Origin of the sequence: Pseudomonas kribbensis (genome assembly GCF_003352185.1) — a bacterium.
In the GTDB taxonomy this organism is placed as follows: domain Bacteria; phylum Pseudomonadota; class Gammaproteobacteria; order Pseudomonadales; family Pseudomonadaceae; genus Aquipseudomonas; species Aquipseudomonas kribbensis.
The window spans coordinates 5194742-5210875 of record NZ_CP029608.1 but is presented as its reverse complement, the minus strand read 5'-3'; the positions used below and the strand labels follow the sequence as shown (position 1 = coordinate 5210875).

The following is a 16134-nucleotide window of genomic DNA, read 5'->3' as shown; positions in this document are numbered from 1 at the left end:
AGTGTCCCTGATCGCTTCTGACCACTTCCGCATCGTTGTCGGCCTCGGCAAGAGCGGCATGTCCCTGGTTCGCTTTCTGGCGAACCGGGGCGTGGCGTTTGCTGTGGCCGATACGCGGGAAAATCCACCGGAACTGGCCACGCTCCAGCGTGACTATCCGCACGTGGAAGTGCGTTGTGGCGAGCTGGACGTCGAGTTCCTGTGCCGTGCCGACGAGCTCTACGTGAGCCCCGGCCTGGCGCTGGCGACCCCGGCCCTACAAGCCGCCGCGGCCCGTGGCGTGAAGCTGTCCGGCGACATCGAGCTGTTCGCGCGTAACGCGAAGGCGCCGATCGTGGCCATCAGCGGTTCCAACGCGAAAAGCACCGTCACCACCCTGGTCGGCGAGATGGCGGCTGCGGCCGGCAAGCGCGTGGCCGTGGGCGGCAACCTTGGTACGCCGGCGCTGGATCTGCTCAGCGATGACGTCGAGCTGTACGTGATGGAGCTGTCGAGCTTCCAGCTGGAAACCACCGACCAGCTCAACGCCGAAGTGGCGACCGTGCTCAACATCAGCGAAGACCACATGGATCGCTACAGCGGCCTGCCGGCCTATCACCTGGCCAAGCACCGGATCTTCCGTGGCGCGAAACAGTTCGTGGTCAACCGTCAGGATGCCTTGACCCGGCCGCTGATGGGCGAGGGCCAGCCATGCTGGACCTTCGGCCTGACCAAACCCGATTTCAAGGCGTTCGGCCTGCGCGAAGAGAATGGCGAGAAATACCTGGCCTTCGAATTCCAGAACCTGATGCCGGTACGCGAACTGAAGATTCGCGGCGCCCACAACCAGTCCAACGCCCTGGCGGCGCTGGCACTCGGGCACGCGGTCGGTCTGCCGTTCGACGCCATGCTCGCTGCCCTGCGCAACTTTGCCGGCCTCGAACATCGCTGCCAGTGGGTGCGTGACCTGGATGGCGTCGGTTACTACAACGATTCCAAAGCCACCAACGTCGGCGCCGCGCTGGCTGCCATCGAAGGCCTGGGCGCGGACATCAGCGGCAAGGTCGTGCTGATCGCCGGCGGCGACGGCAAGGGTGCCGAGTTCAAAGATCTGCGTGATCCGGCGGCGGCCCATTGCCGTGCCGTGATCCTGATGGGCCGCGATTCCGACAAGATCGGCGAGGCCATCGGCGATGCCGTGCCGCTGATTCGCGCCACCACACTGATCGACGCCGTGGAGAAATGTCGCGCCGCCGCCCAACCGGGTGACGTGGTGCTGCTGTCGCCGGCCTGCGCCAGTTTCGACATGTTCAAGAATTACGAAGACCGTGGTCACCAGTTCGTCCGCGCCGTGGAGGATCTGGCATGAGCCTGCGAAACATCATCAAGCCGTATCCGTCGCCGATCATCACCGGGCGCGGGATCGACCTCGACTTCCCGATGCTCGCCGGTTGCCTGGCGCTGCTCGGCCTGGGCCTGATCATGATCGCCTCGGCATCGACAGAAGTCGGTGCAGTACAGTCGGGCAGCGCTCTCTACTACATGACCCGTCACCTGATCTACGTGGTGCTGGGCCTGGGCGCGTGCATCGTTACCATGATGATTCCGATCGCCACCTGGCAGCGCCTGGGCTGGATGATGCTGATCGGTGCGTTCGGTCTGCTGGTGATGGTGATCGTCCCGGGGATCGGCCGTGAAGTGAACGGTTCGATGCGCTGGATCGGCTTCAGCTTCTTCAACGTGCAACCGTCCGAGATCGCCAAGGTGTTCGTGGTGATTTACCTCGCCGGTTACCTGGTGCGTCGCCAGAAGGAAGTGCGCGAGAGCTGGATGGGCTTCTTCAAGCCATTCATCGTGCTGCTGCCGATGGCCGGTCTGTTGCTGATGGAGCCGGACTTCGGTGCCACCGTCGTGATGATGGGCGCTGCGGCGGCGATGCTGTTCCTTGGCGGGGTCGGGCTGTTCCGGTTCTCGCTGATGGTGGTGCTGGCGGTGGCGGCGGTGGTGTTGCTGATCCAGATGCAGCCGTACCGTATGGCACGTCTGACCAACTTCGCCGACCCGTGGGCCGACCAGTTCGGTGCCGGTTATCAATTGTCCCAGGCCTTGATCGCCTTCGGTCGCGGCGAGTGGCTGGGTGTTGGGCTGGGCAACAGCGTGCAGAAGCAGTTCTACCTGCCGGAAGCCCACACCGACTTCGTGTTCTCGGTACTGGCCGAAGAGCTGGGCGCTGTCGGTTCGCTGTGCACCGTGGCGCTGTTCGTGTTCGTGTGTATCCGCGGCATGTACATCGGTCTGTGGGCCGAAAAAGCCAAACAGTTTTTTGCCGCTTATGTTGCCTACGGCCTGTCGTTCCTGTGGATCGGTCAGTTCCTGATCAACATCGGCGTGAACGTCGGCCTGCTGCCGACCAAGGGCCTGACCTTGCCGTTCCTCAGTTATGGCGGCAGTTCCCTGGTGATCTGTTGCGCCTGCCTTGGCCTGTTGCTGAGGATCGAGTGGGAGAGCCGGACCCACTTGGGCAGTGAAGAGATGGAGTTCCATGAGAGCGACTTCGCCGAGGAGCCGAACCATGGGCGCTAACGTATTGATCATGGCCGGCGGTACCGGCGGCCACGTGTTCCCGGCGCTGTCCTGTGCCCGTGAATTCCAGGCGCGCGGCTACACCGTGCACTGGCTGGGCACGCCACGGGGCATTGAAAACGATCTGGTGCCGGCCGCCGGCCTTGAATTGCATCGGATCAACGCCACCGGCCTGCGCGGCAAGGGCAAGCTGTCGTTGCTCAAGGCGCCGTTCATGCTGCTGAAGTCGGTGTGGCAGGCGCGGGCGATCATTCGCCGCCTGCGTCCGGTGTGCGTGGTCGGTTTTGGTGGTTATGTGACCGGTCCTGGTGGTATCGCCGCCAAACTGGCCGGTGTGCCAGTGATCGTTCACGAGCAGAACGCCGTGGCCGGCACCGCCAATCGGTTGCTGGTGCCGTTCGCCGCCCGGGTGTGTGAAGCGTTCCCCGACACCTTTACCCTGTCGGACAGCCGCCGTACCACCGGCAACCCGGTGCGCAGCGAGCTGTTCCTCGAAACACCGCGTGCGGCACTGGCCGGACGCAAGGCGCGTTTGCTGATCCTGGGCGGAAGCCTGGGCGCAGAACCGTTGAACAAGTTGCTGCCTGAAGCCCTGTCGCAAGTCGCTGCCGATTTGCGCCCGGAAGTGTTTCATCAGGCCGGCAAAAATCACGATGAAGTGACTGCAGAGCGCTACCGCGCCGCCGGCGTGGACGCGCAGGTGCAGCCCTTCATCAAGGACATGGCTCAGGCCTATGGCTGGGCTGACATCGTGGTGTGCCGCGCCGGCGCACTGACCGTCAGCGAGCTGGCCGCCGCCGGTCTGCCGTCGATGCTGGTGCCCTTGCCCCATGCGATCGACGATCACCAGACCCGCAACGCCGATTATCTGGCCCGCGAAGGCGCTGCCTTCCTGATGCCGCAAAGAACGACTGGTGCCGCGGACCTTGCCGCGCGCCTGACAGAGGTCTTGATGCAACCGCAACGACTCGAAGAAATGGCCCGAGCGGCCCGCCGTCTGGCAAAACCCGAAGCCACCCGCAGCGTGGTCGATACCTGTCTGGAGGTGGCCCATGGTTGAGAATCAGAAAGCCATGCCACAACCGGAAATGCGCCGCATCCGTCGCATCCACTTCGTCGGGATCGGCGGCGTGGGCATGTGCGGTATCGCTGAAGTGCTGCTGAACCTGGGTTACGCCGTGTCCGGCTCCGACCTCAAGGCTTCGCCGGTCACCGAGCGTCTGGAATCCTTCGGTGCGCAGATCTTCATCGGCCACCGTGCCGAGAACGCTGCAGCCGCCGACGTGCTGGTGGTGTCGAGTGCCGTGAACACTTCCAACCCGGAAGTCGCGACTGCGCTGGAACGCCGTATCCCGGTGGTGCCGCGTGCCGAGATGCTCGCCGAGCTGATGCGCTACCGCCACGGCATCGCGGTCGCCGGTACTCACGGCAAGACCACCACCACCAGCCTGATCGCTTCGGTGTTCGCCGCCGGTGGCCTGGACCCGACGTTCGTCATCGGTGGCCGTCTGAATGCTGCGGGCACCAATGCCCAGCTTGGCACCAGCCGTTACCTGATCGCCGAGGCCGACGAGAGCGACGCCAGCTTCCTGCACCTGCAACCGCTGGTGGCTGTGGTGACCAACATCGACGCCGACCACATGGCGACCTACGACGGTGACTTCAACAAACTGAAGAAAACCTTCGTCGAGTTCCTGCACAACCTGCCGTTCTACGGTCTGGCGGTGATGTGCCTGGACGATCCGGTGGTGCGTGAAATCCTGCCGCTGGTGAAGCGTCCGACCGTCACCTACGGCTTCAGCGAAGACGCCGACGTGCGCGCCATCAATGTGCGCCAGCAGGGCATGCAGACCTTCTTCACCGTGCTGCGCCCTGATCGCGAGCCGCTGGATGTGTCCGTGAACATGCCGGGCAACCACAACGTGCTCAATTCCCTGGCGACCATCTGCATCGCCACCGACGAGGGCGTCAGCGATGAAGCCATCGTTCAGGGCCTGTCCGGGTTCCAGGGTGTCGGCCGACGCTTCCAGGTCTACGGCGAATTGCCGGTTGACGGCGGCAACGTGATGCTGGTCGACGACTACGGCCACCACCCGACCGAAGTCGCGGCCGTGATCAAGGCCGTGCGCGGTGGCTGGCCAGAGCGCCGTCTGGTGATGGTCTACCAGCCGCACCGCTACAGCCGCACCCGTGACCTGTACGACGATTTCGTCAATGTACTGGCCGACGCCAACGTGCTGCTGCTGATGGAAGTCTATCCGGCCGGCGAAGAGCCGATCCCGGGCGCCGACAGCCGCAAGCTGTGCAACAGCATCCGCCAGCGCGGTCAGCTGGACCCGATCTACATCGAGCGCGGTGTCGACCTGGCGCCGCTGGTCAAGCCGCTGCTGCGTGCCGGCGACATTCTGCTGTGCCAGGGCGCCGGTGATATCGGCGGTCTCGCACCGAAACTGTTGAAAAGCGAGTTGTTCGCCGGTGCCGTGGCCGCACCGGTCGAGGGGAAGTTGAAATGACTGCTGCCTACGCCAACCTGTTCTCCACCATTGCCCCGAAAGACTTCGGCCGTGTCGCCGTGCTGTTCGGTGGCCTGAGTGCCGAACGTGAAGTCTCGCTGAAGTCCGGCAACGCCGTGCTCTCTGCGCTGCAAAGCGCCGGTGTGGACGCGTTCGGGATCGATGTCGGCGCCGATATTCTGCAGCGACTGCTGAGCGAGAAGATCGACCGTGCGTTCATCATCCTCCACGGTCGTGGCGGTGAAGACGGCAGCATGCAGGGCCTGCTCGAAGTGGCCGGCATTCCCTACACCGGCAGCGGCATCCTCGCGTCGGCGCTGGCGATGGACAAACTGCGCACCAAGCAGGTCTGGCACACGCTCGGGATTCCGACGCCGCGTCACGCCGTGCTGTGCAGCGAGGCCGATTGTATTTCCGCAGCGACGGAACTGGGCTTCCCTTTGATCGTCAAACCGGCGCATGAAGGTTCAAGTATCGGGATGGCCAAAGTGAGTTCTGCGTCCGAGTTGATCGACGCATGGAAAGCGGCCAGTACCTACGATTCGCAAGTGTTGGTCGAGCAATGGATCCATGGTCCGGAGTTCACCATCGCCACCCTGCGTGACCAGGTGTTGCCTCCTATCGCCCTGGGTACGCCACACACGTTCTACGACTACGACGCCAAGTACATCGCCAACGATACCCAGTATCGGATTCCGTGCGGGCTCGATGCCGCCAAGGAAAAAGAACTCATGGACCTCACGGCGCGAGCCTGCGAGGCGCTGGGTATCGCCGGTTGGGGCCGGGCGGACGTGATGCAGGACGCCGACGGCAAATTCTGGTTCCTGGAAGTCAACACGGCTCCCGGCATGACCGACCACAGCCTGGTACCGATGGCGGCGAAAGCGGCCGGTCTGGATTTCCAGCAACTGGTCCTGGCCATCCTGGCCGCCAGTGTCGATGCCGATGGCCATAAAGAGGCGCGAGGTTAAGACCATGCAAGGCGCACAGCTCAGACATCAGCCACCCGCTCCCGGCCGCAAGCCGGTGCCTCGGGGTGCCAGCCGAATGGTGGCCAAAGAGCCGATGTCCGCGCGCCTGCCGAAAGCCAATTTCGGCTTTCTGAAAAGCCTGTTCTGGCCGGTGCTGCTGGTGGCGCTCGGGTTTGGTACCTACGAAGGTGCGCAGCGTCTGTTGCCATACGCCGACCGGCCGATCACCAAGATCGCCGTGCAGGGCGACCTGAGCTACATCAGTCAGCAGGCGGTGCAGCAGCGAATCGCCCCGTACGTGGCGTCGAGCTTCTTCACCATCGACCTGGCCAGCATGCGCTCGGAACTGGAGCAGATGCCGTGGATCGCCCACGCCGAAGTCCGTCGCGTGTGGCCGGATCAGGTGGTGATCCGCCTCGAAGAGCAACTGCCCGTGGCCCGTTGGGGCGACGAGTCGCTGCTCAACAACCAGGGCCAGGCGTTCACGCCCAAGGAACTGGCGAACTACGAACACCTGCCACAGCTGTTCGGTCCGCAGCGGGCCCAGCAGCAAGTGATGCAGCAATACCAGGTACTGAGCCAGATGCTCCGGCCGTTGGGCTTCTCGATCGCGCGCCTGGAACTGCGTGAACGTGGCAGCTGGTTCCTGACCACCGGTGCCGGCAGTTCCGGCCCCGGCATCGAGTTGCTGCTGGGACGCGGCAACCTGGTGGAAAAGATGCGCCGCTTCATTGCCATCTACGACAAGACGCTTAAAGACCAGATTACGAACATTGCGCGTATCGATCTGCGCTACGCCAACGGCCTCGCTGTTGGCTGGCGGGAACCAGTAGCGCCGACGACAGCCCAACCCGCTGTCGCAAAGAATTAAGAAGAGGCAGGACCCATGGCAAACGTGCAAAGCGGCAAAATGATCGTCGGTCTCGATATCGGCACCTCCAAGGTGGTGGCGCTGGTCGGCGAGGTTGCGGACGACGGCACGCTCGATATCGTCGGGATCGGCACCCATCCGTCCCGCGGCCTGAAGAAAGGCGTGGTGGTGAACATCGAGTCCACCGTGCAATCGATCCAGCGCGCGATCGAAGAAGCCCAGTTGATGGCGGGCTGCCGCATTCACTCGGCGTTCGTCGGCGTGGCGGGCAATCACATCCGCAGCCTGAACTCCCACGGCATCGTGGCGATCCGCGACCGCGAAGTCAGCTCCGCTGACCTGGAACGCGTACTCGACGCCGCCCAGGCCGTGGCGATCCCGGCTGACCAGCGCGTGCTGCACACCTTGCCGCAGGACTACGTGATCGATAACCAGGAAGGCGTGCGCGAGCCGCTGGGCATGTCCGGCGTGCGTCTGGAAGCCAAGGTCCACGTGGTCACCTGCGCCGTCAACGCCGCACAGAACATTGAAAAATGCGTGCGTCGCTGCGGTCTGGAAATCGACGACATCATTCTCGAGCAACTGGCTTCGGCCTACTCGGTCCTGACCGACGACGAAAAAGAACTGGGCGTGTGCCTGGTCGACATCGGCGGCGGCACCACCGACATCGCGATCTTCACCGAAGGCGCGATCCGTCACACGGCCGTGATCCCGATTGCCGGCGATCAGGTGACCAACGACATCGCCATGGCGTTGCGCACCCCGACCCAGTACGCCGAAGAGATCAAGATCCGCTACGCCTGCGCCCTGGCCAAACTGGCCGGTGCCGGCGAGACCATCAAGGTGCCGAGCGTCGGCGACCGTCCGCCACGCGAACTGTCCCGTCAGGCCCTGGCCGAAGTGGTCGAGCCACGTTACGACGAGCTGTTCACCCTGATCCAGGCAGAACTGCGTCGCAGCGGCTACGAAGACCTGATCCCGGCCGGCATCGTGCTGACCGGCGGTACGTCGAAGATGGAAGGCGCCACCGAACTGGCCGAGGAAATCTTCCACATGCCGGTACGCCTCGGTGTACCGCATGGCGTGAAGGGCCTGGACGACGTGGTGCGCAACCCGATCTATTCCACTGGCGTGGGCTTGTTGATGTACGGCCTGCAGAAGCAGTCCGACGGGATCTCGTTCTCGGGCATCGGCAGCCGCGACAGCTACAGCAACGATGAGCCTCAGGCGCCGTTGCTGGACCGTTTGAAGAAGTGGGTTCAAGGCAACTTCTAAAGCTTTACCGCAACACCGCAACAAAATGCAGTAGGCGAAAAAACTAGAGAATGTAAGGAGAGGGAAAATGTTCGAACTCGTAGACAACATCCCCGCAAGCCCGGTAATCAAAGTTATCGGTGTTGGCGGTGGCGGCGGCAACGCTGTCAACCACATGGTCAAGAGCAACATCGAAGGCGTCGAATTCATCTGCGCCAACACCGATGCTCAAGCGCTGAAAAACATCGGCGCGCGTACCATCCTGCAACTGGGCACCGGCGTGACCAAAGGCCTGGGCGCCGGCGCCAACCCGGAAGTCGGCCGTCAGGCTGCGCTGGAAGATCGCGAGCGCATCGCTGAAGTCCTGGCCGGCACCAACATGGTGTTCATCACCACCGGCATGGGCGGCGGTACCGGTACCGGTGCAGCGCCGATCATCGCCGAAGTGGCCAAGGAAATGGGCATCCTGACCGTTGCGGTCGTGACCCGTCCGTTCCCGTTCGAAGGCCGCAAGCGTATGCAGATCGCCGACGAAGGCATCCGCATGCTCTCCGAAAGCGTTGACTCGCTGATCACCATTCCCAACGAGAAGCTGCTGACCATCCTCGGTAAAGACGCAAGCCTCTTGTCGGCTTTCGCCAAGGCCGACGATGTACTGGCCGGTGCCGTTCGCGGTATCTCCGACATCATCAAGCGTCCGGGCATGATCAACGTCGACTTCGCCGACGTACGCACCGTAATGAGCGAAATGGGCATGGCGATGATGGGCACTGGCTGCGCCAGCGGTCCGAACCGTGCACGTGAAGCCACCGAAGCGGCCATCCGCAACCCGCTGCTGGAAGACGTGAACCTGCAAGGCGCACGCGGCATCCTGGTGAACATCACCGCCGGTCCTGACCTGTCCCTGGGTGAGTACTCCGACGTGGGTTCGATCATCGAAGCCTTCGCTTCCGAGCACGCGATGGTCAAGGTCGGTACCGTTATCGATCCGGACATGCGCGACGAGCTGCACGTGACCGTGGTTGCCACCGGTCTGGGCGCGAAAATCGAGAAGCCTGTGAAGGTCATCGACAACACCGTTCACACCACCATGGCTTCGGCTCCGGTGCAGCAACAGGCTCCTGCGCGTCAGGAACAACCTGCTGTGAACTACCGTGACCTGGACCGTCCGACCGTCATGCGCAACCAGGCTCAGGCCGGTGCTGCGACTGCCGCGAAGATGAATCCGCAAGATGACCTGGACTACCTGGACATCCCGGCTTTCCTGCGTCGTCAGGCTGATTGATGGAATGTATCAGGGCTATGAAGGTGATTGGTGTTCAGCAAAGGCTCGGTCTGCTATTATCGCCAGCCTTTGTTGATACCAGTTCGCAATTTGCGCTGAAGCGGCCCAAGCCATGATTAAACAACGCACACTGAAAAATATTATCCGTGCCACAGGTGTAGGCCTGCACTCCGGGGAGAAGGTCTACCTGACCCTCAAGCCTGCGCCTGTCGACACTGGCATTGTGTTTTGTCGCGCTGACCTCGACCCTGTGGTGCAGATTCCTGCCCGCGCGGAAAACGTCGGTGAAACCACTATGTCGACGACGCTGATTAACGGCGACGTCAAAGTGGACACGGTAGAGCACTTGCTCTCGGCCATGGCTGGCCTGGGCATCGATAACGCCTACGTCGAGCTCTCCGCGTCCGAAGTCCCGATCATGGACGGTAGCGCAGGACCTTTCGTATTCCTGATTCAATCGGCAGGCCTGGAAGAACAGGACGCCGCCAAGAAATTCATCCGCATCCTGCGTGAAGTGACAGTGGAAGACGGCGACAAGCGCGCCACTTTCGTCCCTTTCGACGGATTCAAGGTGAGCTTCGAGATCGATTTCGATCACCCGGTATTCCGGGACCGCACCCAAAGTGCAAGCGTGGATTTTTCCAGCACTTCGTTCGTAAAAGAAGTCAGCCGCGCCCGTACTTTCGGTTTCATGAGTGACATCGAGTACCTGCGCAAGCACAACCTCGCACTCGGCGGCAGCGTTGAAAACGCAATCGTGGTCGATGCCGATGGCGTACTGAACGAAGACGGCCTTCGCTATGAAGACGAATTCGTGAAGCACAAGATCCTCGATGCAATTGGCGACCTGTACCTGCTGGGCAACAGCCTGATTGGTGAGTTCAAGGGCTTCAAGTCCGGCCACGCACTGAACAACCAGCTTCTGCGCAAACTGATTGAGCAGAAAGATGCCTGGGAAGTCGTGACGTTCGAAGACGCCAGCACTGCACCGATCTCTTACATGCGCCCGGTTGCGGCTGTGTAAGTAAAAAACCTCTCTAGTTTTTTGAAGGCCACCTTTGGGTGGCCTTTTTTTATGCCTGTGTTCAGGAAGCCAGTACCACCCGGTTCCGGCCACCTTCCTTGGCCTGATACAGCGCCCGGTCCGCCGCGAACAACAGTTGTTCCAGACTGATTTCACTCGCCACCGTCCAGGTGCTGATACCGATGCTCACCGTCATCGGCATTTCATCGCCTTCCATCCGCGGCAATTGCTCGACGGCGGCCCGCACATGCTCGGCTATCTGCTGCGCGCCGACGCTATCGGTCTCTGCCAGGATCACCGAGAACTCTTCACCGCCATAACGCGCCACGAGATCTGCCGGGCGCCGCACATTGGCGGTAATGACCCTGGCCAGTTCTCGCAGCGCCTGATCCCCGGCCTGATGGCCGTGCCGGTCGTTGAAGGCCTTGAAGTGATCGGCGTCGATCATCAACAACGACAGCGATTTGCCCGAGCGTTGGGCGCGAAACCACTCGTGCCGCAACGACTGATCAAGCATGCGCCGGTTGGCGACACCGGTCAGGGCATCGGTGGCGGCCAGTTGCGCCAGTTCTCGTTCGGCCCGTTGGCGCAGGCGCAGCTCCCGGGCCAGCAGCCAGGTCAGCCACAGCAGGCCGAGGCAGAGTACGCCGGTGGCGCCGCTGATCAGAATCGCCGTGCGCTTCCATGCGCCGAACACTTCTTCACTTGATAGCGCAACGATCACTGTCAGTGGCAGGTTGCCGACCTGGGAGTAGGTATAAAGCCGCTGCTGGTGATCCATGCTCGAAATGCTGTTGAAACTGCCATTGCCGCTGCGGTCGCGCAGAATCCGCACCACATTGGGACGGGCGGCGAAGCTCTTGCCGATCGAATCGCTCTGCAGATAGGGCTTCTGGGCCAACAGGATGCCGTCGTTGTTGATGATGTTCAGGGTGCTGTCGACACCGATGTCGAGGCTGTTGAACAACTGGTCGAAGTAATCGAGCTTCATTGACGCCACCGCTACGCCCAGGAATTCACCGGTGTCCGAGGAAATGCGCCGGCTGAAACTGATGCGCCACTGGTTGGCGTCGTCGCAGTCGCAACGGGGTTTGAACGGGCGGCTGATGAACATGCCGGCGTCGCGGTTGAAGGCGTGGGCGAGGAAGTAGTCGCGGTCGGCGAAATTGCCCGGCAGCGGTTCGACCCGCGAGGAGTCGGCGATGACCTCGCCATGCTTGTCGAGCAGCAGGATGTCGCCCTTGAAGCGCGCGGTGGTGGAGCGGTCGAACAGCGCCAGGTGGCGGATCTGCGGCGACACGTTTTTCAGGTCGTCGCGCTGGGCGGCGGCGATCAGCCCTTGCAGGGTCAGGTCGTACAGTTCGACGGTACGCAGTACGTCGGCGTCGATCAGTTGGGCGATGGTGGTGGCGCTGCGAGTCGCCGACTCCTGAGCATTGGCGTGCTCGCGAATCAGCAGAAAAGTCACGATGCACACAATCGCGAACACGCTCAGCAGACTGCCGAGAATCAGCAGCAGCTCGGGACGTCCGGTCTTGCCCGCAGCAGGTGGGGTACGGCTCGCGATCATGGTTGGCTATCGGTGATGGATTCTTCTAAGAGTAGGCCTGTGGATAACAATGTGGGAGCGAGCCTGCTCGCGATAGCGGTGAATCAGTCAGCATTCCTGTTACTGACACTCCGTTATCGCGAGCAGGCTCGCTCCCACAGTGTAAGTGGCCTGCCTGGTCAGGCAGGCCATCCTCAGCTTAGCGCCGATCTTAGAAGACGTTGATCGGGTAGTCGATGATCACGCGGTATTCATCGGTATCCGTGTCCAGCGCGCCGTAACCGTTGCCGCCACGGTTGGTCGCCCACTGCAGACGTACCGCCAGGTCTTTGGCCTGGCCGCTCTGCACCACGTACTTGAGGTCGATGTCGCGTTCCCAGTGCTTGGCGTTGCGGCCTTCGGCGCTGTACCACGAGGCGTAGCCCTTGCTGTCCGGGTCGACCTTGGTCAGGTCCAGCGTACCGCGCGAGTAGGACACCGCCGAGGTCAGGCCCGGCAGGCCGACGCCTGCGAAGTCGTAGGCGTACTTGAGTTTCCACGAGCGCTCGTTCGGGCCGTTGAAGTCCGAGTATTGCTGGGAGTTGTCGAGGTAAATGCTGTCACCCTGGCTGATGTAGTCGAACGGCGTGTTGCCGTTGACCCGCTGGTACGCGGCGGTGACGCTGTGGCTGCCGATGCCGACGGTGAAATGCAGGCTGTAGGTGTTGTTGTCGATGTTGCCCAGCAGCGCCTCGCCGGTGTCCTGGGTGTGATAGAAGTGCAGGCCCGGGTTGAGGGTCACCAGATCGTTCAGCGCCCAGGTGTAGTCGAGGTCGTAGTAGTACTGGTTCCAGATGTCCTTCAGCTCGGCGGCGTACAGGTTGCTGGTCAGGCCTTCGACGCCGCTCCAGGACACACCGGCCCAGTTCAGGTGCTGGCTCTTGTCGCCGTCGGCGAGGGTGCCGTACGAGGTGCCGATGCGTTTGTGGCCGCTCTGGTTGTACGGCTTGGTGAAGCTGGCCTGGCCGCCTTCGATCATCCAGCCGTCGAAGCTGTGGTTGGTCACGCTGACACCACGGAAGGTCTGCGGCAGCATGCGGCTTTCACCGCCGGCGATCACCGGGTTGGTGAGGAACAGGTCACCGGCCTTCAGCTCGGTATCGAACGCACGCATTTTCAGCGTGCCGCCCGCCGTGGAGAACGAGCCCGGCGCTTTGCCGTTGCCATCGCTGACCGGCAGGATGCTGGAGTTGTCCGTGCCGCCACCGCCGTCGAGTTTCAGCCCGAGCATGGCGTGGGCATCGATGCCGAAGCCGACTGTGCCTTCGGTGTAACCCGACTGGAATTTGCCGAGGAAACCCTGGCCCCACTCGATGTTGTCGTCCGCTTTCTGCAAGCGGTTGCGATTCATGTAGTAGTTGCGGGCGTTGAGGTTGAGGCTCGAACCTTCGACGAAACCTTCCTTTTCGGGTTCGGCGGCGTGGGCGGTGGGGGCAATCGTTGCGGCGATTGCAATGAACAGCGGGGTAAAGCGGACTGGGTAACGCACTTGCGGTAAAGCTCCTTGGGTCAACTGACACTTCAATGTCTTGAGGTGCGGGATGTTTCTAATTGTAAGAGACGAACCGGACCGCTTTCACACCACAACGAAAAAAGGCCACTGAAAATCAGTGGCCTGGAAGGACGACGGTTGAACGGGAAGAGCCAAACAACCGCGTCGAGGGAAACTGTGCTGTGCGTGACTCAGCTGTCTTTCTCGGCTGCCTGAGCCTGGGACGTTGCGGCCTGAGGGGCTTGCGTGGCGTCTTGAGCCTTGGCCATCACTTCTGCCTGATGCTGTTCGAATGCGTGAGCGCGAGCGGCATTCTGCGCTACGAACGACTGCGATTCTTCAGCCATCGCCATCGGCGACAGGATCAATGAGGACAAAACGAAAGCGCTGGCAATACCCATACTGTTGGACATCTTGAAAACCTTCTTGCTTGGCAAGTGCTGTTTGGTGCGGGCAAAGATAAGGTTGCCGGGCACCGGGAAACAGCGTGATTTTCATAAATGACTGTTGCGGGAATGGCAACGATCCCTGTCTTCAGACCGGAAGGTGAATACCAAAAGTGTTCATCCCCCGGTCACTGCGCACAAACACATCCCCACCATGCATCAGCGCAATCGCCTTGACGATCGCCAGCCCCAACCCGTGGTTGTTGCCGCTGTTGCTGCGCGACGCATCGACCCGGTAGAAGCGCTCGAACAGCCGTGGCAAATGCTCGCTGGCAATCGGCGCACCGGGGTTGGCCACACCGATGCTGACCTGATGTTCCTCGACCGTGATCTGCACTTCGATCACCTGTCCCGGCGCGGTGTGTTGCACCGCGTTGCTCAACAGATTGATCAATGCCCGGCGCAGATGGGCGATCTCGATCTGCACCTGGGCGTCGCCACTCACGTGGACCTGAACCTGTGCATCTTCGAGGATGAAATCGAGGTATTCGAGGGTGGTCGCGACTTCGTCGGCCAGCGACGTGGAGGTCAGTTTGGTGGCCTTGCTGCCCTGATCGGCGCTGGCCAGAAACAGCATGTCATTGATGATCGAGCGCAGGCGTTCCAGTTCTTCAAGGTTGGATTGCAGCACTTCGAAATAATGCTCGGCGGAGCGCCCGCGAGTGAGGGCGACCTGGGTCTGGCCAATCAGGTTGGTCAGCGGCGAGCGCAGCTCATGAGCCACGTCGGCGTTGAACGATTCCAGCCGTGAATACGCCTGTTCGACCCGCTCCAGCGTCGAGTTGAACGAGTCGACAAACTGTTCCAGCTCCGGCGGCAACGGCGACAGACGCAGACGCCCGGCCCGCAGCGGTGGCGCCAGGCGTTGGGCTTCGTGGGACAGTTTGATCAGCGGCTTGAGCCCGATTCGCGCCACCCAGTAACCCAGCGCCGAAGCCAGCAGCACGCCGACAATCGCCAGGCCGATCAAGGCGATCAGCAGGTTGTGCTGGGTCTGGTGAAAGGTCTCGGTATCGATGCCGATCATGAAGCGCAGGGGCGGGCGTTGATCCTTGGCCGGGAACTGGCTGACCAGCACTTTCAACGGGTACGGCTGACCGGGCAATTGCAGGTCGCGCATGCCCAGCGGACCATTGGCGAATTCGCGAATCTGCGGGGTGAAATCGCCGTACTCGTACTGCGGATCGCCGCTGCTGATCCAGAAACTGATGCGCTTGTCTTCTTCGCCGAGCAGCTTGAGTTTGCTGTTGATCTTGACCCAATGCTCGGGCGTGCCATAACGGCCGACGGTGGATTCGAGCACGCTGTAGCGCGCATCCAGCTCGGCTTCCGGCAACAGCCCCAAGCCCTTGTCCACTTGTTGATAAAGCGCGCCGCCGATCAACAGAAACACCAGCAGCGCCACCAGCGTGAACATGCCGCTCAAGCGCAGGGCGATAGAGTTACTGGACACCACGGCTCTCCAGCACATAACCCATGCCACGGATGGTGTGCAGCAGTTTCTCGTCAAACGGTCCGTCGAGCTTGGCCCGCAGACGCTTGATCGCGACTTCGACGACGTTGGCGTCGCTGTCGAAATTGATGTCCCAGACCATCTCCGCAATCGCGGTCTTCGACAGGATTTCACCCTGACGCCGGGCCAGCACGCTGAGCAGCGAAAACTCCTTGGCGGTCAGGTCCAGGCGCGTACCGGCGCGGGTGGCCTTGCGGCTGATCAGATCGATCCACAGGTCGGCGATGCTCACTTGCACCGGTTCATGGCCGCCACTGCGGCGGGTCAGCGCTTGCAGGCGCGCCACCAGTTCGAGGAAGGAAAACGGCTTGCCGAGGTAATCGTCGGCGCCGTCACGCAAACCCCGGATCCGGTCTTCGACCCGTTCGCGGGCGGTGAGCATGATCACCGGCGTCTGCTTGCGCGCACGCAAGGCGCGCAGTACGCCAAAGCCATCGAGGCCCGGCAGCATGACGTCGAGGACGATCACCGCGTAGTCGCTTTCCAGCGCCAGATGCAGGCCCTCGACGCCGTCGCGGGCCAGATCCACGGTGTAACCCTGTTCCGTCAGGCCGCGGTGCAGATAGTCCGCGGTTTTCTCTTCGTCTTCGATAATCAGGACGCGCATGACCCGCC

The 16134-nt window shown here is 62.0% G+C and carries 14 protein-coding genes; 9 read left to right on the top strand and 5 right to left on the bottom strand.

Annotated features, from left to right (window positions below; translation table 11 throughout):
• Position 1 precedes the first annotated feature (1 nt).
• The 9 genes from murD (at position 2) to lpxC (ending at position 10480) form a co-directional block, all read left to right on the top strand.
• Entirely contained in the window at positions 2 to 1348 is a 1347-nt protein-coding gene (murD, locus tag DLD99_RS23735; protein ID WP_114885424.1) for a UDP-N-acetylmuramoyl-L-alanine--D-glutamate ligase, read from the top strand.
• Positions 1345 to 2562: a putative lipid II flippase FtsW gene (gene ftsW, locus DLD99_RS23730; RefSeq protein ID WP_085709351.1), complete on the top strand. Its 1218-nt coding sequence runs from the start codon at positions 1345 to 1347 to the stop codon at positions 2560 to 2562. The genes murD and ftsW overlap by 4 nt, the downstream gene beginning before the upstream one ends.
• Entirely contained in the window at positions 2552 to 3622 is a 1071-nt protein-coding gene (gene murG / locus DLD99_RS23725; protein ID WP_085709352.1) for an undecaprenyldiphospho-muramoylpentapeptide beta-N-acetylglucosaminyltransferase, read from the top strand. Before ftsW ends, murG begins: the two co-directional genes overlap by 11 nt.
• Positions 3615 to 5075, top strand: a complete 1461-nt coding sequence (gene murC, locus DLD99_RS23720; protein ID WP_085709353.1) for a UDP-N-acetylmuramate--L-alanine ligase — start codon at positions 3615 to 3617, stop codon at positions 5073 to 5075. Before murG ends, murC begins: the two co-directional genes overlap by 8 nt.
• Positions 5072 to 6046 carry a D-alanine--D-alanine ligase gene (locus DLD99_RS23715; protein ID WP_114885422.1) on the top strand — a complete coding sequence of 325 codons (975 nt, stop codon included), beginning with the start codon at positions 5072 to 5074 and terminating at the stop codon, positions 6044 to 6046. The genes murC and DLD99_RS23715 overlap by 4 nt, the downstream gene beginning before the upstream one ends.
• A gap of 4 nt (positions 6047 to 6050) precedes the next feature.
• Positions 6051 to 6917 (top strand): cell division protein FtsQ/DivIB, encoded by an 867-nt coding sequence (locus tag DLD99_RS23710; protein WP_085709355.1) that lies wholly within the window; start codon positions 6051 to 6053, stop codon positions 6915 to 6917.
• Between the two features lie 15 nt (positions 6918 to 6932).
• The gene (ftsA, locus tag DLD99_RS23705; RefSeq protein ID WP_065261511.1) at positions 6933 to 8192 is read left to right on the top strand and encodes a cell division protein FtsA; all 1260 of its coding nucleotides are present in this window, start codon (positions 6933 to 6935) and stop codon (positions 8190 to 8192) included.
• A gap of 67 nt (positions 8193 to 8259) precedes the next feature.
• Positions 8260 to 9456 (top strand): cell division protein FtsZ, encoded by a 1197-nt coding sequence (ftsZ, locus tag DLD99_RS23700; protein WP_085709356.1) that lies wholly within the window; start codon positions 8260 to 8262, stop codon positions 9454 to 9456.
• A gap of 112 nt (positions 9457 to 9568) precedes the next feature.
• The gene (gene lpxC / locus DLD99_RS23695; protein WP_065261513.1) at positions 9569 to 10480 is read left to right on the top strand and encodes a UDP-3-O-acyl-N-acetylglucosamine deacetylase; all 912 of its coding nucleotides are present in this window, start codon (positions 9569 to 9571) and stop codon (positions 10478 to 10480) included.
• Positions 10481 to 10541: 61 nt separating this feature from the next.
• Here lpxC and DLD99_RS23690 read toward each other — a convergent pair whose 3' ends face one another.
• The 5 genes from DLD99_RS23690 to DLD99_RS23670 form a co-directional block, all read right to left on the bottom strand.
• On the bottom strand, positions 10542 to 12050 hold the full coding sequence (locus DLD99_RS23690; protein WP_085709357.1) for a sensor domain-containing diguanylate cyclase: 1509 nt from the start codon (positions 12048 to 12050) through the stop codon (positions 10542 to 10544).
• A 190-nt stretch (positions 12051 to 12240) separates the two neighbouring features.
• Complete coding sequence (locus tag DLD99_RS23685; RefSeq protein WP_114885420.1) at positions 12241 to 13557, bottom strand: OprD family porin; 1317 nt, start codon at positions 13555 to 13557, stop codon at positions 12241 to 12243.
• A gap of 194 nt (positions 13558 to 13751) precedes the next feature.
• On the bottom strand, positions 13752 to 13973 hold the full coding sequence (locus DLD99_RS23680; protein ID WP_085709734.1) for a hypothetical protein: 222 nt from the start codon (positions 13971 to 13973) through the stop codon (positions 13752 to 13754).
• Between the two features lie 121 nt (positions 13974 to 14094).
• Positions 14095 to 15459 (bottom strand): heavy metal sensor histidine kinase, encoded by a 1365-nt coding sequence (locus tag DLD99_RS23675; protein WP_114885418.1) that lies wholly within the window; start codon positions 15457 to 15459, stop codon positions 14095 to 14097.
• On the bottom strand, positions 15449 to 16126 hold the full coding sequence (locus DLD99_RS23670; RefSeq protein ID WP_003228008.1) for a heavy metal response regulator transcription factor: 678 nt from the start codon (positions 16124 to 16126) through the stop codon (positions 15449 to 15451). Before DLD99_RS23670 ends, DLD99_RS23675 begins: the two co-directional genes overlap by 11 nt.
• Between the last annotated feature and the right edge of the window lie 8 nt (positions 16127 to 16134).